The sequence below is a fragment of the Alishewanella jeotgali KCTC 22429 genome, assembly GCF_000245735.1.
Classification (GTDB): Bacteria; Pseudomonadota; Gammaproteobacteria; order Enterobacterales; family Alteromonadaceae; genus Alishewanella; species Alishewanella jeotgali.
This window is the reverse complement of sequence record NZ_AHTH01000012.1, coordinates 47,321-66,102: the sequence shown is the minus strand read 5'-3', so window position 1 is coordinate 66,102 and position 18,782 is coordinate 47,321. Positions and strand designations below refer to the sequence as shown.

The 18,782-nt window shown below is 50.0% G+C and carries 10 protein-coding genes and 1 pseudogene; 5 read left to right on the top strand and 6 right to left on the bottom strand.

What is annotated here, in order from left to right; genetic code table 11:
* Positions 1 to 57: 57 nt before the first annotated feature.
* Positions 58 to 1,257, bottom strand: a complete 1,200-nt coding sequence (locus AJE_RS06170) for an E22 family MetX-like putative esterase (RefSeq protein WP_008950128.1) — start codon at positions 1,255 to 1,257, stop codon at positions 58 to 60.
* A gap of 11 nt (positions 1,258 to 1,268) precedes the next feature.
* Positions 1,269 to 2,570, bottom strand: coding sequence for a GntP family permease (locus tag AJE_RS06165; protein ID WP_008950127.1), 1,302 nt, complete (start codon positions 2,568 to 2,570; stop codon positions 1,269 to 1,271).
* Between the two features lie 186 nt (positions 2,571 to 2,756).
* Here AJE_RS06165 and AJE_RS06160 point away from each other — a divergent pair, with 186 nt between their 5' ends.
* Both AJE_RS06160 and AJE_RS06155 read left to right on the top strand, forming a co-directional pair.
* On the top strand, positions 2,757 to 5,000 hold the full coding sequence (locus AJE_RS06160; protein ID WP_008950126.1) for a TonB-dependent receptor: 2,244 nt from the start codon (positions 2,757 to 2,759) through the stop codon (positions 4,998 to 5,000).
* Positions 5,001 to 5,064: 64 nt separating this feature from the next.
* Positions 5,065 to 5,715 (top strand): response regulator transcription factor, encoded by a 651-nt coding sequence (locus tag AJE_RS06155; protein WP_008950125.1) that lies wholly within the window; start codon positions 5,065 to 5,067, stop codon positions 5,713 to 5,715.
* Positions 5,716 to 5,794: 79 nt separating this feature from the next.
* Here the strand turns inward: AJE_RS06155 and AJE_RS06150 are convergent, their stop codons facing one another.
* The gene (locus tag AJE_RS06150) at positions 5,795 to 6,103 is read right to left on the bottom strand and encodes an ATP-binding cassette domain-containing protein (RefSeq protein ID WP_420167168.1); all 309 of its coding nucleotides are present in this window, start codon (positions 6,101 to 6,103) and stop codon (positions 5,795 to 5,797) included.
* A gap of 136 nt (positions 6,104 to 6,239) precedes the next feature.
* Between AJE_RS06150 and AJE_RS18590 the strand changes: the two genes are divergently transcribed.
* Positions 6,240 to 7,049, top strand: a complete 810-nt coding sequence (locus tag AJE_RS18590; RefSeq protein ID WP_162097745.1) for a fibronectin type III domain-containing protein — start codon at positions 6,240 to 6,242, stop codon at positions 7,047 to 7,049.
* Positions 7,049 to 11,848: an RHS repeat domain-containing protein gene (locus tag AJE_RS18755; RefSeq protein WP_083835097.1), complete on the top strand. Its 4,800-nt coding sequence runs from the start codon at positions 7,049 to 7,051 to the stop codon at positions 11,846 to 11,848. Before AJE_RS18590 ends, AJE_RS18755 begins: the two co-directional genes overlap by 1 nt.
* 273 nt (positions 11,849 to 12,121) lie before the next feature.
* On the opposite strand, the pseudogene AJE_RS06135 reads toward AJE_RS18755, so the two are convergent.
* From AJE_RS06135 to AJE_RS06125, 3 genes and pseudogenes are all read right to left on the bottom strand, one after another.
* A pseudogene (locus tag AJE_RS06135) lies at positions 12,122 to 12,322 on the bottom strand (IS5 family transposase); the annotation flags it as partial.
* 203 nt (positions 12,323 to 12,525) lie between these two features.
* Entirely contained in the window at positions 12,526 to 16,008 is a 3,483-nt protein-coding gene (locus AJE_RS06130) for a hybrid sensor histidine kinase/response regulator (RefSeq protein ID WP_008950121.1), read from the bottom strand.
* Between the two features lie 40 nt (positions 16,009 to 16,048).
* Positions 16,049 to 16,798, bottom strand: a complete 750-nt coding sequence (locus AJE_RS06125) for a 3-hydroxybutyrate dehydrogenase (protein WP_008950120.1) — start codon at positions 16,796 to 16,798, stop codon at positions 16,049 to 16,051.
* A 311-nt stretch (positions 16,799 to 17,109) separates the two neighbouring features.
* Here AJE_RS06125 and AJE_RS06115 point away from each other — a divergent pair, with 311 nt between their 5' ends.
* Entirely contained in the window at positions 17,110 to 18,708 is a 1,599-nt protein-coding gene (locus AJE_RS06115; protein ID WP_008950118.1) for an AbgT family transporter, read from the top strand.
* The last annotated feature ends 74 nt before the right edge of the window (positions 18,709 to 18,782 follow it).

Genomic DNA, 18,782 nt, shown 5'->3' with positions numbered 1-18,782 from the left:
GCCAAGCCGCACCGCCAGGAAGAAAAATTATCTCAGCATCGAAGTTGCAGCTGAGGGTTAGTTCAGAAAAGCTGCGATCTTGGCACTCACCGCCTGAATATTAAAGACGCCGTCCAGATGCCCATAGTCACCGGGGATCTCAGCATATTGCACCTGTGCCGCCTGTGGCATCGCAGCGGCACTGTGCTGCGACATCGTCGGTAGCAGCAACTGGTCGCCGCTGGCTGGCAGGAACAGCGTTTTCGCTTTAACCTGTTGCAGCGCTTGTTGCCAGTTATCACCCATACCAGCACGATACAATTGCGAGGCGCGTACCAGATACAGGATATGGTTGGCATCCTGCAATTTACTGCGCTCAGCGGCCTGAGCCATTAACTGCTGACAGGCAGAAAAGGGCGCTCGGATATCCTGCTGCGGCGCCTGATCCTGCAACGGATCGGTAAAGCGCTGATTAAAAGCCGTTGGATAAAGGGCATCCTGAGTAATATAGGCCACGGCCGTGCTTAGGCCCTGCACAGGTTGGCCATAGGCATAATAGTCGCCATCCCGCCAGGCTGGATCCTGTTTAATCGGATAGGCCCAACGCTCTAGCCGCACTGCGGCCCAGGCGTCCATATAGGCCGTGCCGATTACCGGGATCAAGCGCTGCACCCGCTCTGGATAACGTACCGCCCACTCAATGGCCTGAAACGAGCCCATAGAGGCGCCAATCACCGCATGTAGTTGCTGAATGCCCAGGCTATCCAGCAGCTGGCGTTGCACTTCGACAAAGTCAGTGATGGTCACCACCGGAAAGCTGAGCCCCCAGGGCTTGCCTGTTGCCGGATTGATGGTCGCCGGGCCTGTGGTAATTACCTTGGGATCAAACACATTCGCATTAACCAGAGTATCGACACTGATCACGTAAAATTTATTGGTATCAATGGCTTTACCTGGGCCAATAATGGCATCCCAGTAGCCAGCTACGGCATCATCCGGCTGGTATTTACCGGCAGCGTGCGAGGTGCCGGAAAAGAAATGGGTGATCAAAATGGCATTGGACTTGTCAGCATTAAGTTTGCCATAAGCTTCCCAGCCGACTCGTACTGGAGCAATCAGCTGCCCGGATTGGGTGGTAAAACTGGCGATTTCAAAGGCTTGTTTTTCCACCAGCAAGGATTCGGCCCGACTGCAACTACTCAGCAGCAGTAAGCCAAGCAGTAAACCCACCTTAAGCAGTGGTAGCCGCAGTTGCACAAGTAGTTGCAGCAGTAGCATCTTAAACTCCATTAAAACCATTGAAATAACAGGATGGCCAGCACCACACCCAGTAATGGCATCAGCACACTGACTACCGCTACTGGCCAGTAAGCGTTCTGGTGTGTTTCGCCACAAATTGCGCGGATGGTGGTGACCACATAGCCATTATGTGGCAGTGAGTCGAGCGCACCGGATGAAATGGCGACCACCCGGTGTAGTTGCTCAGCATCAACGCCACGTTCCAGATAGGTTGGCGCAATTTCCGGCAAGGCGATAGCCTGACCGCCAGATGCCGACCCGGTTAAACCGGCAATAGCACTTACCGCCACCGCGGCGCCAATCAGTTCCGGGCCGGGTAAGTGTGTCATAAAATGGACCACCTCGCCAAAGGCGGGAGTAAGCCTTGCCACGCCGCCAAAGCCGACTACAGCAGCGGTGTTACCTATGGCCAGCAAGGCACCCAGTACGCCTTCATTGGTTGCGGCGGCCGGGTTGTGCAGAAAGCGGAAATTCAGCAGATATAAACTTACCACACCACCAGCCAGTGCAATAATCAGCGCAGCTTGCTGCAGGCTGTCGTGCAACAGGAAGGATGTGACCAGTACCACCAGCAGTGGGATTAAGCCGGTTAACCAATGCGGCAGGGCTTTATCGCTAAGTTCCGGATCTGTGGCGCGGGCAATAAAGTGCTCGCCACGGGCTTGCGCGCCTTTGATCATCCACATTAGCGCGGCGTAACCGCCAACGGCCATAAAGGCGGCGACGACTAAGCTGACTTCCCAGCCGGCATAGGGAGTGGTACCCAGATAAGGGATGGGGATCCAGTTTTGGATCTCGGGTGAGCCAGCAGAGGTCATAGTAAAGGTGACAGAGCCGAGCGCCAATGTTGCCGGAATAAAGCGCCGTGGTAAGTTAGCGCCTTTAAACAGGCTTACGGCCATCGGGTAAGCGGAAAACGCCACCACAAATAAGCTGACGCCACCATAGGTTAATACCGCACAAGCCAGTACGATAGCCAGCACCGCCCGCTTATGCCCCAGTCGTTTCACAATCGCCAGTGCCACTGCATCGGCAGCGCCGGTATGCTCCATTAGCTTGCCGAACAGCGAGCCGAGCAGGAACATCAGAAACCAGTTAGCGACAAAACCGGAAAAACCGTTCATATAGCCGTGCACAAAATCAATCTTATCGGCTACCTGCCAGAACGGGATACCATTAGTCAGCGCCACCAGCAGGGCACAGAGCGGGGCCGTGATAAAGAGGTTAAAGCCGCGCATGGTCAGGACAATCAGCAGTCCCAGACCAAGCAGTAAACCGAGCAAACTTAACATCGGATAATCCTTGTTCTTGTTTTTTTCTAGTCTGATACAGTCTGCCCATGTCAGCCATAGTACTAAGGTACAGGTTAATATTTCTGCAATCGCGGCTACTCTAAACATATAACAACGCCGGAGTGCCATGGGATTCCGGTTACAAGAAGCAGACAGCACAACATCGACACAACAGGAGGGCCGGTTATGGCCAACAACAATAAGATTAACTATCGCGCCACTTATCCCCGTAATCTCAAGCCGAGCCTGCTGGCACTGGCAATTAGCAGCTGTCTGGCCATGCCGGCTTTGGCACAGGAAACCACCAGCAGCGATGATGAGGCGGTTAAGCTGGAGCGCATCGAAGTGACCGCCCGTCGCACCGTAGAAAACCTACAAACGGTACCGGTAGCAGTAACCTCATTAGGCGAAGAGCAGCTGGCACAGCGTGGTATCGATAATATTACTTCGGTACAACAGTACTCACCGAATACCACCTTACAGGTGTCGCGCGGCACCAACAGCACCCTGACCGCTTATATCCGCGGTATTGGGCAGCAGGATCCATTGTGGGGCTTTGAACCTGGCGTCGGTATCTATATCGATGATGTCTATCTGGCCCGGCCGCAGGGTGCGGCGCTGGATGTGTATGATGTTGAGCGAATTGAAGTATTGCGTGGTCCACAAGGCACGCTTTATGGCCGTAATACTATCGGTGGCGCGGTAAAATATGTGACTAAAACACTTACTGGCGATAACCAGTTTGCCGTTCGTGGCACCTTAGGGAGTTATAATCAGCGCGATTTAAAAATTTCGGGGCAAACCGGGTTAAGTGATAGTGTCTTTATTAGTGGCGCCTTTGCAACCTTTAATCGGGATGGCTTTGGTAAGTTCCTGAATACGGGAGATGATAACTACAATAAAGACTTGATGTCAGGGCGTGTTAGCTTGCAATGGAACCTGGCAGATAACTTCCGGGTTAATTTGGCTGCGGACAAAACCGTAGACGATTCTAATCCTCGTGGCGGTTTCCGCTTATTCCCAAGTGCACTAGCGCCAACCGATATCCGGCCGACCAAAGTCTACGACGCCAATATCAGTATGCCGGTTAAGAATAAAGTAGAAACCGAGGGGCAGTCATTAACCCTGAACTGGGATCTAACGGACAACTGGACGATTAAATCGGTCACGGCGAGACGCGAAGGGGTTACGGACACTAACATTGACTTTGATTCAACCTCCTTTCCAACCTTGGATATTCCGGCCTTCTATGAAGATAAGCAAACTTCTCAAGAGTTACAGCTGCTGTATAGCGGCGAACGCTTAAAGCTAGCCAGCGGCTTTTATTATTATAGCGGTGAAGCCTGTGGTGCTTTCGGCCAGGTGGTGTATGGCTTAACAACCACGGAGAATGGCGGCTGCGTTGATACCGACAGTACCGCTTTCTATTCTCAAGGGACTTATCAGTTGGATGAAAAATGGTCTCTGACCTTAGGAGGCCGTTACACCAAAGATGATAAAGACGCCTCTGTATATCGTTATGTTTACAACGGTTATAAATTTCCGCGGCAAAGTGGCGGCACCCGTATCGGTGTGCAAACAGACTTTACTGACAGCGCCAGCTTTAGCCATTTCTCTCCGCGCTTAGGGGTTGAATACCAGCACAGTAACGATCTGATGTTATACGGTAGCTATACCAATGGCTTTAAGTCAGGTGGTTTTGATATGCGGGCCAATCAGGCGGTTAACCCGGATGCCAATAAGCCTTATACCGAGGAAACCGTAGATACCTATGAACTGGGGATGAAGAGCGAGTGGCTAAACCAGCGCCTGCGCTTAAATGCTGCGGTCTTTATGTCTAAATATGATGATATGCAGGTTACAGTGCAACGTTCAGTAGAATTAAACGGCTCTGTTACTGTAGCCTCCCAGGTGCTGAATGCGGCAAACGCAGATATTAAAGGCGCCGAGCTGGAGGCAACATTTGCCGCTACCCGTGATTTCAACCTGAGCTTAATCCTGGGTTACGTTGACGCAGAGTTTAACGAAGTTGAGTTTTTCGACCCGAATCAACAGCGAGTGATTGACGTTTCAAATTTATGGTCTTTCGCTAATACACCTAAAGTCACCGCGACCCTGGCAGGAACCTACAGTATTGCTACCAGTGTGGGTGAGATTGTGGTAGCGGGTAATATGGCGCATCGTGGTAAGACTCAGATCTTCGAGATCCCATCTATACTGGATTACGGCGGTTACACATTATTTAATGCCGGCGTAACCTGGTATTCAAATGATGGACATTGGGACCTGTCACTGCAAGGTAAAAACCTTGGTAATAAGCAGGCGAGGATCGCCGGTTACAACTTTGCCGGACCAGTACTGGATAACTCAGTGTTAGGTTTCTACATTGATCCTCGTACGGTGAGTTTGTCGGTAGGCTATCGCTTCTAAGTAAAAACACTTGCCGGGGCGTCAGCCCCGGTTCATTATTGGGTAAAAACCCCAAAGTGACCTTATGATTGCCATTATTGCAGATGACCACCCGCTATTCCGTGTCGCGCTATCTCAAGCCTGTGCGGCCATACTGGGCAGTGATGCCACCTTACTGCAGGCGCAAACCATGCAGCAGGTCTGGCCCTTACTACGCCAACATCCTGATACCCATTTAATTTTTCTGGATCTGAAAATGCCGGGTTCAGACGGCTTTACCGGCTTAACCGCGCTGCGCACCGAATATCCGGATGTGCCGGTGGTAATGGTATCAGCCGAAGAAGATCCAGTGATTATTAAGCAAGCTCTGACACTGGGGGCGGGCGCCTATATTCCAAAATCGGCACCACTGGAATTGCTGTCCGAAGCCATTAATGCGGTATTAAATGGTGATAGCTGGTTGCCGGCTGAATTGTCTGAAGATGTAAAAAATGCCCGGCCGCTGATTGATCAGGATTTTGCCCAGCGTCTGGAGCAACTTACACCCCAGCAGTTCCGGGTACTGAAAATGATTGCTGATGGCTTGCTCAATAAGCAAATTGCCTATGAGATGCAGGTGCAGGAAACCACCATCAAGCAGCATGTGTCGGCGATTTTACGCAAGTTGAATGTAAATAACCGCACCCTGGCCGGAATACTATTTGATAAGCTGCGCTTGCCGGAGCAAGGAAGTTAGCCAAGTCACCAGGCCAACCAAGTCGCCTGGTCAGCGCAACGTTAAGGCGGACGAGCGGATAGGTTGGCGATAGCTGCCGCTATGATGATTTCTGACACTGCGCGCGGTAGCTCTGACTGATATCAATCAGTTGCCCTTGTTGTAACAGTAAAATCCGTTCTGCACTTAAGATAGTTTCCGGGCGATGGGCAATAATAATCCGGGTCATCTTTAGCTGCTGCACTGCCTTATTAACATAGTGTTCCAGCTGCACATCCAAATGGCTGGTCGCTTCATCGAGAAAGAGGATCTTCGGTTGCCGGTATAGGGCGCGGGCCAGCAGTAAGCGCTGCTTTTGACCGCCGGATAAGGAACTGCCCATATCACCGACCAGGCTGTTATAGCCCATTGGCATCGCCAGAATATCCTGATGCGATCGTCAACAGGAAAATGGCAGGAAATTCGGCCTTCATAAAAACTCGATAACGTCATTGAATACTAACGGTATATTGGGGTATTCTCGCTACTTTTGCATGGAGGCTAAAGTGAAGTCACATCATTTAATATTTGTGTTATTTTGTTCATTACTGTTTGTTTCGTCGCAATGTGTTGCAGCTATTAAAGGCGTTTTAGATTTTGTAACACTACAATCCAATGGTACTGTTAGGCTTCACGGCTGGGCTTGTGATACAGGAGTGCAATCTTCGATTTCAATTCATATTTATTTTAATGGAGCTGCAGGAACTGGGCAGCTTTACAGGGCAGCGAATGCTAACCTCTCAAGCGAAACCGCTGTATCATCAGCATGTAACACAGCTGGTATTCCTCATCGTTTCACTGTTGAAATGCCTAGTGCCGACGTAGCTATACACCAAGGTAAAACGGTTTACGTTCATGGTATTTCTGTAAATCATCCCAATTTGCTAATTAATAACTCTGGTTCTTTTACTGTGCCAGCGGCCCCTGCTCCTATATTTTTGGCTGCACCTGCAAATCTAACGGCAATAACATCCGGTACTTCAGTAAGTATTAGTTGGGATCCTATTGTTAATGGGAGTACATATTTTATAAAGCAAAATCTCAATGGTGTCTGGCAAGCCGAAATTAATAAAGGAACAGCTCGCAGCCATAGTTTTACTGTGAGTGCAAATAACATTTACGGCTATCAGGTACGCGGCTGTAATGCGTCATCACAATGCTCAGATTGGTCATATGTACTTACCATCAATACTTCACCTGCTGTTACTTATATTCATACCGACATTCTGGGCAGTGTGATTGGGGAGAGTAATCAGTCAGGCGTTATGCTGAAGAAAACGGAACATAAACCCTACGGTGAGCGCAAGGAGCAATAATGATGCATTTTACACGAACCTTAACCTTATTAGTCGCAGGTGGTTTTTTTGCTCATGCGCACGCTTACACCGATGAAGAACTCGAAGCATTTAGTAACGCGATCCTGGCTGCAAAAAACGCTTCCGTCATTGAATCGCAGAGTGTCATTGCACCATTAAATGTCACTACCTCAAGTGCTTCATCTAATACTGTCTTAGATCTTGCATTAGCGCGAATGAAAGTGAATGAGCAGATCACCCCTGAGACAACAGCATTATTTGGAGATAAAGTCGACGTCAATGCTGGTATTATTAGTTTTATCCATAGTGATGTTTCTATAAAAGGTAACAATACTTTACCTGTCGGTGTGCAAAGGTCATATAGGGGTTCAGTAAGTAACTATTCAAATAATCTGAGCTTTGGAGACTGGTCACTGGATTTGCCCAGTATCTCATCAACTACATTAGAGTATAAATCGCGTTTGCCAAGTGGCCAAAAATTACTAAGCCATATACCAAACTGTAACAATTTACCGCCTACTTTCGTCGATACGGGTTTCGCGACTGTAGGGGCGTCACAGTATTGGAGTGGAGATACACTTAATATTCCAGGAGTGTTAAATGAAAAACTTCGGGAAACAAATACTACTGAGCAAGGTCAAGGATTTGGCACTCGAATTGCGGATAACTGGAAAGTTTCATGCCTCAGTGGGCGCTACGGATTCGTCGCAGTCTCTCCAGAGGGGGTGACCTATACGTTCGATGTTGTTTCGTTAGTACCAGCGACCCAAATATCGGTCGCTCAAGAAGGGGAAGTGTGGAACCCGGAGTTTGGCGCTAACGTATTGATGGATCTTTACACCATAAATATCCAGGTGAGCAGAATCGAGGACCGTTTCGGTAACTGGGTTAAATATACCTATGAGTCCGTTGATTATGGCGGTGAAATGCCCTTTTCTTTTGTGCAATATTCAAACAAACTAGTAAAGATTGAATCAAGTGATGCTAGGGTAATTGATATTGTATATGAGCAAGGCGCTACGTCTGAACGTATAAAGGAAATTATCCAGCATGACCGTGTATGGCGCTATGCATATCAAACTTACTACGAATCTGCCATCGGCCGTTATAAAGATAAGCTGACGTCGGTCACCAGACCTGACGGAAAACGCTGGCAGTTCAATCTTAATTTTAATGTAACAGGCGGTTACTCCTTCGCCGACCCGACGATTAGTGATTGTGTGGCACCCAGTACGCATACAACAATGTCAACCATTGAACATCCTGAAGGGGCTTTGATTAGACTAACACACCGCCCAACAAGATTTGGACGCTCTCAGATACCGCTTGCATCTGGTGCAGGTCGATGCTTTGTTAATCTTGCTTTGATAAAAAAAGAGCTAATTTTTAATCAACAAAATTTAGTCTGGAATTATTCTTACTCTCAAAATGCAGGTTCCCCTAAGCGCACTACTACATCCTCACCTCAGCCAGCAGCACTAAGTGGCTTACCTGTGTATCCTCATGGTATCCATTTGATGGACTTGAGGTCGACCACAGTAAGTAATCCGGATGGCAGTAAAACGGCACATGTTATAAATCGCAGCTACACCGCATTAGAAGGCAAAGAAATGATGACTTTGTATTTTGATACGGATGGCACAACTTTACTTCAAACTGTAGAACATACCTTTCACATTGTGCCTAAGGTCGGCTTAGTCAGGCTGGAGTCGTGCAAGCCGGATCACTATCCAGTAAGTCGTAGGGAAACTTGTGAAATGTTAGGTTATCAACCGTTTGATAACAATCACTCACACGACAATCATATCTATCCAAATCGGGTGAGCACAACACTTTACAGTAATGGCGCAACAACGTCTTATAATACAAGTTACAGTGCTTATAACATCTTTAGCCAGCCTGAGTTGATTACAGAGACTGGGCCAAGTGGTGTACGTTACAAACGATTACGCTATCAGCACGATACGTCGCTTTGGGTGCTAAATCTACCAACAACGGTCGAGATTTCTGCGGATAATATAAATTGGACAACGGTGCGGCAAACGACTTACCACGCAGCGAATAGTGATAGTAAATTATTACCCCATCAAGAATATCAATTCGGGAGTTTAATAAACACCTATACCTATCATACTACTGGTAACGCAGCAGGGAGCGTTAGGCGCCAATCCCTGAATGCAACGAACCGCTGGGTTGAATTTAATAACTACATGCGGGGAACTCCGCAACAAATTACGTTACCGGGGAGGTATACGGCTACACCCACTCAAGCAGCAACGCAAACCGTTAATAATTATGGTGAAATTACCAGCGTAACGAATTTCCTTGGTTACACAACGAGTTACAGCTATGATGCCATCGGTCGACTGGCTTCTATTACTCCCCCCTCACCGTGGGCACCGACAACAATAAGCTACAGCAATCAGAGTGGTCGTTTTATTCAAACGATAAGGCGCGGCGCCTATGAAAAGCGCATCGAAATGGATGCGTTATTCAGGCCATTGTTAACTCGTGAGCGTGATACAGCGCGTAATATTAATGTGTACGTACGTCAGCAGTTTGATGCCTATAACCAGCCCGTATTTAAGTCGTTTCCAAGTGAAAATGATTATGAATCAAATGGTCAGGCAACCCTGTACGATGGGTTGCAACGGGTTAAGCGGCAGTACTCCACCGTCGATAATACGGGGGTTGATTATTATTATTTAACGAACAATCGTGTAGAAACAGTTGATGCGTTAGGTAACCGTACCACTACCACCTATCGAGCATTTGGTTCGCCAGAGCAAAAACTCCCCTCGCTTATCAGTCAACCTGAGAATGTCACAACAACAATTAGCTATAACGTGTTCGACAATGTCTCAAGTATTGTTCAGGGTGGCGTAACAGAGTCACGCTACTACAATGCGCAGCAGCGGCTATGCCGTCTGTACCGTCCGGATGTTGGAGCAACGGCATACGATTATAATGCGGTTGGCGATATTCTTTGGGAAGCAAAAGGGGCGTCCGGTGCCAATAACACCTGTGCTACGGCGAGTGTGCTCGCGAGTGAGAAAACCAGTTTTAGCTATGACAATATCGGCAATATTCGGCAAATTACCTATCCGGATAGTAGCGGCAATAGCCTTTATACCTACGATGCGCAGGGTAACCTGAGTAGTCTGACTTCAGGAAGTACTGCGTGGGAGTATCAATACAATTCACTTGGCCTGATAGAGAAAGAATTACTTAATGTCGACAACCTAACCTTTGTGCTAGACCCTGGATACAATGCACTGGGGCAGTTAACGTCCTTAAGTTATCCATCTGGCAGAAGTGTGACCTTTACCGTTGATGCCTTAGGTCGAACACTCAGCAGTGGTAGTTATGCGACCAATGCCCAGTACTTCCCAAATGGCCAACTTAAAAGCTTCAACTATGGCAACGCATTAACCTTTACACAAACACTAGATAGTCAGCAACGACCAGAGCAGCGCCGGGTAAGTCTATCGGCTAACTTACTGTCACAGCAGTACAGTTATGATGCTAACAGTAATCTTACCTCGATAACCGATTCAGTCTCGCCGTCCAATAGTGTTACCAACATGACATATGACGGACTTGGCCGCTTAAAAACCGCGAACGGTTTTTGGGGTGCCGGCAGCTTTAACTATGACGCTCTTGGCAATATCACGCGTAAAACGTTGGGTACCCAGGATATCAGTTACACCTACAATAGCAGTAACCGACTTACTAGCATCAGTGGCAGTTTTAGCCAGAGCTTTAGCTACGACAGTCGTGGAAATGTCATTAATAATGGGGTAAGAGCCTTTACATTTAACAGGGCAAACCGTTTAGCCAGCTCGGGTATTAATAGCTATGTTTATGATGGCCATGGTCGGCGGATAATCAAAAACAAAAACGGCGCAAAAACCTATAGTCTGTATAACAGCGCTGGTGTTTTGATGAGTACGTACGAAAGCAATGGTTATACCGACTATTACTACTTAGGCAGCCAGCTCGTAGCCAAGTATGCAGATCCTCGGACTCAATCGGATGAGCCAGGTTATACCGGCCATGTAGAAGATAATGACCTGCAGTTAACCTATATGCAGCAGCGGTATTATGATCCAATTATTGGTCGGTTTTACAGCAATGACCCGGTAGATTTTCTGGGGCATATGCAACGTGGTAATCTGGCTATGGGGTTTAATCGGTATGCTTATGCCAATAATAATCCATATAAATATGTTGATCCTGATGGCGAATTTGTAAACTTTGCTATAGGAGCATTGATCGGGGCTGCTGCAGAAATCGCTGTTCAAGTTATGGTTGAGGGAAAAGGCTTTTCTCAGTTAGATCCGGGAAGAATTGGTCAGTCTGCCGCTATTGGTGCTGTTTCTGGTGGAGTGGGAGGAGCAGCTTCTAGACTAGCATCCGCTGCAGGAAATGCAGCTGTTAGAGGTACGGGCACTGCTTTAAGCTCACCTGCTTCAAGAGTTCTCACTGAAGGTGGGAAAGGACTAGTTTCAGGGGCTGCTTCAGGTGCCACTTCCAGCGCTCTGACACAGTATGCAGATACAGGCGCTGTTGATGGAGGAAAACTTTTGAAGGATACTGCTGCCGGTGCGGTTATCGGAGGAGTTGCTGGCGGAGTAAATGGTGCAGTGCAAGCGGATGCTGCTCAAAGAATTTTAGGGGATAGCCGAGCGAATGCTATTTTCGGCTCGCAGCCAGGAGCGAGCGTAGGTGCTGCTGCAGGTGTAGCAACAGAGGCATCAATTACAATAGCGACAGATTTATATGAAAAACAAAATTAATGATAGAAGTATGAGCTCTTTAAGAGCCCTTCTCAGATTTATATTGTATTGCGCTTTCGGAAGCGTAATTGGCACCTTACTTCTCAGCGTTATTTATAGTTGGGATTTGAGTATGAGCTATTATTATTTCTGGGTGTTACTTTTCGTTCTGCTTTTCATAGTAGTGCTAGTTAACTTAAGACTGTTCATATATTTATTTATTGATCTAATAAAAGGGATAAATAAAAAAGGCAGCTGATCACTAGAGGCTGTTGATCTTTGCTCAAACTTTATTCAGCAATGCATTGGTAGCCAGACCATGACAAAGGCTAACGCGACATTACTGGCGTAGTTTCTTGCCAGTTTGTCGTAGCGAGTAGCAATAGCCCGATATTTTTTAATCTTTAAAACGGCGTTCTCAACCAAGTGCCGGTACTTATAAAGGCACCAGTCCATATGGCCATTCCCTGTTTTGCTGTTCTCTTTCCTCGGAATATTGGCCACGCAACCTTGAGCTTCAATAAATGCTCGTAAACTATAAATTAAACAAATGGACACCCATAAACCGGTGTCCTTTTTTCTATCCAACATGTGCAAAACCAACAGCTGCCTGGTCAGTGAATTTCAGTAGAAGTGATCAGTCATCACCAGCAGGGCTGTCAATGTGGTGCAGCGCCAGCAACCAAACCTAACTGTACTTATTTCAACAACCGCTGAAATAAGCGCTTTAATGCTGCTGGCTTTAACGGTTTTAGTAAAAAGTAATAACCGCTATTTAGCGCTAACTCGCGGATCTGTTGGTCATGATCGGCAGAGTGGATAATCACCGGTGCGGTTAAAGCTAAATGGGCGCTGAGTTGATTGGCGACCTCGATGCCGGTGGCGTTATTGTCCAAATGGTAGTCAAATAAACACAGGTCCGGGACAAAGCCCTGTTGCAGTGCCGTCAGCGCCTCGGCGGGTTGGCTTACGGCCTTTACTTCGCAGTGCCAGCTTTGCAGCAGACTCTGTACGGCCTTTAATAGCTGGGGTTCGTTATCCAGCAGCAGGATCTTTTTATCAGAAAAGCTGGCGCTGACTTCATTTGGCAGCAGGGCACTGCTGGCGGCGGTCTGGCTGGCTGCGCTGAGCGGCACCGCGACACTAAAGCAGCTGCCATGGCCTTCTATCGACTGCAGCTGTAACGGATGCTGCAGCATGGTACTAATCCGATGCGCAATGGCCAGCCCTAAGCCGAGGCCCTTTTGGTCGGGTTGGCTGCCTTGCTGGAATTCTTCAAAAATACGCTGCTGATCGGCAGCGGCAATGCCAACACCGGTATCCAGCACACAAATTCTGAGCTGGCCGCCGCTACGTTTCACCCCCAGTACCACCCGGCCGCTTGGCGTATAACGAATCGCATTGGCCAGCAGGTTTTGCAGCACCCGCTTTAGCAGCTTGCGGTCGGTATTAACCGTTAGCTTGCTGCTATGTAACCTGAAACTCAGCCCTTTGCGCTCGGCCAACACTGCAGCGTCACGCGCCAGATCCTGCAGCAGTTGCGTGACCGCTACCGGCTGATAATGCGGTTTCACAATACCGGAGTCGAGCTTGGTCAGATCGAGAATGGCCGTCAGTAATTCTTCAGCTGAGTCCAGTGACTGACTAAGGTTACTGCTTAGCTGCTGCAGCTCAGGCTCTGTACACTTTTGCCGCAATAAGCTGGCAAAGAGGGCGGCGGCATTAAAAGGCTGCATCAAATCATGGCTGGCAGCAGCAAAAAAGCGGGTCTTGGCCTGGGTACTGGCCTCGAGCTGGCGCTGGGTTTTTTGCAGCTGATTATTCAGCTGCTGCAGCTCGCTGGTGCGCTCCGTTACCCGTTGTTCCAGCAACTGGTTACTTTGCTCCAGCTGTTGCTGTACGGCAATAAAGGAGCTGACATCGGTATAGGTAGTGACAAAGCCGCCACCGGGCAGCGGGTTACCCTGAATTTCCAGCACCCGGCCATCCTGCTGCTGCCGCTGCACCTTATAGGGGCTGCCCTGGCGTAAATAGCCGATACGTTTTTGAATTTCAGCTTCAATATCGGCGCTGTCGATCAGGCCGCGCTGCAAATTAAAGCGGATCAGCTCGGCAACGGGTTTGCCGACTTCGACCATACCGGCCGGGTAGTCAAACATCTCAATATAGCGCCGGTTCCAGGCGATCAGCCGCTGCTCGGCATCCACCACAGCAATGCCCTGGCTGATATTGTCGATGGTTGATAACAGCAAATTTTGGTTAAAGCGAAACACCTGACTGGCCTCATCGACAAAGCGTTCGACCGTTTCCATCGGCAGCGGATGATGGCGGCTCACCGCATCTATTACCAGACGCATCGAGGCTCCACCCAGCACCGCTGCGAGGCTGCGCTCGGTGGCCTGGATCAGATTAGCCGGCGCCTGGCGCTGCAGCTCAGTTGCCGGTTGTTTAAGATTGCGCTGTAACAGCCGCTGCGCTTCGCGCTCGCCGGCAAAGCGCCTGACCAGTAAAACACACTCCTCGCTGGTCAGCTGTAACTGCGGTTTAGTGCCACTGGCACGGCTATGGCGTAAAAAGCGGCTGCCCTGCAGATATTCGCCTAAACCGGTTTTGCTAAACTGGCTCACCAGCAGAATCATCAGACAGTTTACACTCAGGCTTAACACCACCCCCAGCGTAATGCTGTCGCTCTGCCAGCCGAATAATTGCTGCGGTGCCAGCAGGCCGATACCAAAAGGCCCTTGCTGCAGCAAATCACTGTGGAAAACACCGGCTCGTACCAGTTCGGGCAGCAGCAGGATATAGGCCCAGATCAGCGCACCGCTAATCAGGCCGGCAATGGCGCCGCTGCGGTTAATGCGCCGCGATAACAGTCCCAGGATCAGTACCGGTGCCAGTTGGGCGACCAGGGCAAAGGCCATTAAACCCAGCTGTGCCAGCGCCGTGCCACTGCCGACGGCGCGGTAATAAATAAAGCCGATTAACAACACCAGTAGCATTGATAGCCGGCGCAGGGTGGCAATTTTAATCGGGTTCTGGTGAGTTTCGGTCAGCCGGCGGCGCCGGAATAACAGCGGCACCAGTAATTCGTTGGTGATCAGGATCCCCAATACAACCGACGCCACCACCACCATACTGGTCGCTGCCGAAAAGCCGCCCAGATAGGCCAGCAGCGCAATATCAGTGCGGTTAGCCGCCAGCGGCAGTTGTAATACCACCAAATCAATATTGGCCTGACTGCCCAGTAACATTACCCCGGCCAGCCCCAGCGGAAGCGTAAAGATCCCCATTAGGAGCAGATAGAGCGGAAATAGCCAGCGCGCGCTGCGTAAATGGCTCAGGCGCTGGTTTTCGACAAAGCTGACGTGAAACTGCCGCGGTAAACAGAGGGTGGCGGCAAAACCGAGCAGCACATGCACCCAATAGGTATGTGCCGGCAGCGCACGCTGTTGCACCTGCTGCACGGCTTCGCTGTCGGCCGCGCGCTGGAAAATATCGGCAAAGCCATCAAACATGCCCCAAACCACAAAGGCCCCAATGGCCAGCAATGCCAGTAACTTGACCAAAGACTCAAAAGCAATGGCGGTCATCAGGCCGGGGTTAGGCTGGTGTGCCTTGGCACTTTTGCTGACAAACAACATCGCAAATACCGCCATCCACAGGCACACATAGAGCCCGGTATCGGTATACCAATGCTCACCGGTTTCGCTGCCCACCAGCGTATTAATACTGGTGGCCACCGCCTGCAACTGCAGTGCGACATAGGGCATCACCGCCAAAAACAGGATCACGGTGGTTAATACTGCCAGCAGCCGGGAATGACCAAAGCGGGTGGCGATAAAGTCAGCAATGGAGGTAATGCGGTAGCGGCGACAGGCAATGGCGATACGCGCCACCAACTTAAAGCCAAACCAGAACAGGATAAAAGAGCCGATATAGGTTGGCGGCAGCCACCAGCCATTAACCACTGCCTGTGCGGTCACGCCATAGAACGCCCAGGAGGTGCAGTAAATCGACAGTGCTAAACTAAAAACCCAGGGCGCCAGCGGATGGCCGGCACTGACCCGGCGGCCAAATAAGCCCACCGAATACAGCACCAGTAAATACAGCAATGAGATGGCAGCAAGGGTCGCCAGACCGATGCCGCTGGCATTTTGAATCATTTCAGCCGCAGCTTGCATAAAAGATTAAGCTGATTGTGCCGAAGAAGTGGGCAACTTGCTAGCGCGCCGTCCAGCCACCGTCCAATACCAGCGTTTGCGCGGTGATATGTTTGGCGGCGTCCTGGCATAAAAACAGCGCGGTCTGAGCAATTTCACTGACATCAATAAAGGCTTTTTGCGGCATTGGTGCTAGCATAATCTGCTCCACGACCTGTTGTTCGGTCAGATTATGCTCCTTGGCCTGGGCGGCGATCTGTTTTTCTACCAGTGGCGTTTTGACATAAGCCGGACAGATCGTATTGATCGTCAAATTACAGTCAGCATTCTCCAGCGCCACCACCTTACTAAAGCCCAGCAGGCCGTGTTTAGCAGCGACATAGGCCGATTTAAACGGCGAGGCGACCAGCGCATGAATAGAGCCAATATTAATTATCCGACCAAAGTTGTTGGCGCGCATCTGCGGTAGCATGGCGCGGGTCAGCATCGCCGGGCCGGTCAGCATCACGTCAATTAGCAGCTGCCACTTTTCCGGTGGAAAGTCTTCCAGCCGCGCCACATGCTGAATACCGGCATTATTGACCAGAATATCGGCCGGAAAACGCGCGGCACAGGCCGCAATGTGCTCGGCATTGGTCACATCCAGCACGCAGCAGTCGGCCTGATAGCCACGGCTGCGCAACAACAACGCCTTGGTGTTGAGCAAGCCTTCATCCAAATCGGCCAGTACCACCTGATAGCCGGCGGCGGCAAAGGCCTCCGCGACCGCAAAGCCAATACCACCTGTTGCTCCTGTAATCAGTACCCGCATTTTCTCTCTCCGGCAAAGGGTTATGCTGCGATACTAGAAAAGCGTGGCCGCTTCCTCAACGGTACTTTAGTGCTATAACCCGCAGTTTGGTGCTGCTGCCGGCAGGCTAAAGCGCCGGTCAGCTGCGGCAGCGCGCCTTTGCTAAGGCGGCGTCTTATGATAACTTTAGCCACTTTATATAATAATCGGGCCTGGTTGCGCCATGACAAACTGTCGGCATTAGCTTGCTGAGCGTTGTTGTCCACTAAAAACCAGAGCCAGAACAAAGGCCTGCCAAGACAGTGCCTACCGCAGACCAAGAGGATACACCTATGACAACTACCAGCAGGACGCCGCAAGGCGCCCCGGAACAACGTGGCTGGTTTACCCGCTTTCTCGATACCGTAGAATTTTTAGGTAATTTATTACCGCATCCGGTTACGCTGTTTGCCTGCTTTGCGCTGGCTGTGGTGATTGGCAGCGGTATTGCCGGTTACTTTGATTTCAGTGCTGTCGATCCTCGCCCAGAAGGCACTGCCGGTCGCGCCGCCGATGGCATGATCCGGGTAGTCAGCCTGATGAATGTAGATGGCTTGCAGCGTATTGTCTCGAATCTGGTCACCAACTTTACCAACTTCCCGCCACTGGGCGTGGTGCTGGTTGCGTTACTGGGGGTCAGTATTGCCGAACATTCCGGTCTGATTTCTGCCGCCATGCGCGGCCTGGTGATGAATGCCTCTAAGCGCATGGTCACAGTGACTATAGTCTTTGCCGGTATTATCTCGAATACCGCTTCTGAGCTGGGCTATGTGGTACTGATCCCGATGGCGGCAGTAATTTTCCACTCGCTGGGGCGCCATCCGCTGGCGGGTTTAGCGGCGGCCTTTGCCGGCGTATCCGGTGGCTACAGCGCTAACCTCTTTATCGGCACTGTCGATCCGTTACTGGCCGGCTTTACCACCTCGGCAGCGAATCTGATTGACCCGAACTATGTAGTCGGCCCGGAAGCAAACTGGTTCTTTATGATTGTCAGCACCTTTGTTATTGCTGGCCTGGGTGCCTTTGTCACTGAAAAAATTGTTGAGCCGAAACTGGGCAAATATAACGTGAGTGAAGCTGCCGTCGATTTGGGCGAACAAAAGCTGGAGCAGCTTAGCGCGCAGGAGCGTAAGGGTTTAAAGCTGGCCGGTTTAGCTTTTCTCGGTATTTGTTTGCTATTGGCACTTAGCGTGGTGCCGGCCGATGGTGTGCTGCGCCACCCGGATACCGGCTTAGTCGCCGATTCGCCTTTCTTAAAAGGCATAGTGGTGTTTATCTTTGTGTCCTTTGCGATTCCGGGCTTTGTTTATGGCAAGGTGGTCGGCACCATGCAAACCGACCGCGATGTGATTAATGCGATGGCGAAAAGCATCAGCTCGATGGGGCTCTATATCGTGCTGGTATTTTTTGCGGCGCAGTTTGTGGCCTTTTTTGGCTGGTCGAATCTGGGGGCCATTCTGGCGGTGAAAGGCGCGAACTTACTGCAGGATATCGGTTTAACCGGCCCGATGCTGTTTGTGTTCTTTATTGCGATGTGCGCCATTGTTAACCTGTCGCTGGGCTCGGCCTCGGCACAGTGGGCAATTTTTGCGCCCATCTTCGTACCGATGCTAATGATTGTCGGCTACTCGCCCGAAGTGATCCAGGCTGCTTACCGCATTGGCGATTCGGTAACCAACCTGATCACCCCGATGATGAGCTATTTTGGCTTGATCCTGGCGGTGGCTGCCCGCTATAAGAAAGACCTAGGCATAGGTACCCTGATTGCTACCATGCTGCCCTATACCATGATTTTCTTTATCGGTTGGGTGGTGCTGTTTTATATCTGGGTGTTTTTACTGGGGCTGCCGGTTGGTCCGGGCTCACCGACCTATTATGAATTCACGCAGTAATAGGCAACAGGGTCTTACTGTGGTCATAAAGCTGTGATATAACACGGGCAGATTGCGCGGTCAGCTGCTCGCTA

Excerpts from the sequence above, each read along its gene's own strand:
- AJE_RS06130 (WP_008950121.1), bottom strand. The coding sequence starts at position 16,008 with ATGCAAGCTGCGGCTGAAATGATTCAAAATGCCAGCGGCATCGGTCTG.
- AJE_RS18755 (WP_083835097.1), top strand. The coding sequence starts at position 7,049 with ATGATGCATTTTACACGAACCTTAACCTTATTAGTCGCAGGTGGTTTT.
- AJE_RS06115 (WP_008950118.1), top strand. The coding sequence starts at position 17,110 with ATGACAACTACCAGCAGGACGCCGCAAGGCGCCCCGGAACAACGTGGC.
- AJE_RS06150 (WP_420167168.1), bottom strand. The coding sequence starts at position 6,103 with ATGGGCTATAACAGCCTGGTCGGTGATATGGGCAGTTCCTTATCCGGC.
- AJE_RS06165 (WP_008950127.1), bottom strand. The coding sequence starts at position 2,570 with ATGTTAAGTTTGCTCGGTTTACTGCTTGGTCTGGGACTGCTGATTGTC.
- AJE_RS06170 (WP_008950128.1), bottom strand. The coding sequence starts at position 1,257 with ATGCTACTGCTGCAACTACTTGTGCAACTGCGGCTACCACTGCTTAAG.
- AJE_RS06125 (WP_008950120.1), bottom strand. The coding sequence starts at position 16,798 with ATGCGGGTACTGATTACAGGAGCAACAGGTGGTATTGGCTTTGCGGTC.
- AJE_RS06155 (WP_008950125.1), top strand. The coding sequence starts at position 5,065 with ATGATTGCCATTATTGCAGATGACCACCCGCTATTCCGTGTCGCGCTA.
- AJE_RS06160 (WP_008950126.1), top strand. The coding sequence starts at position 2,757 with ATGGCCAACAACAATAAGATTAACTATCGCGCCACTTATCCCCGTAAT.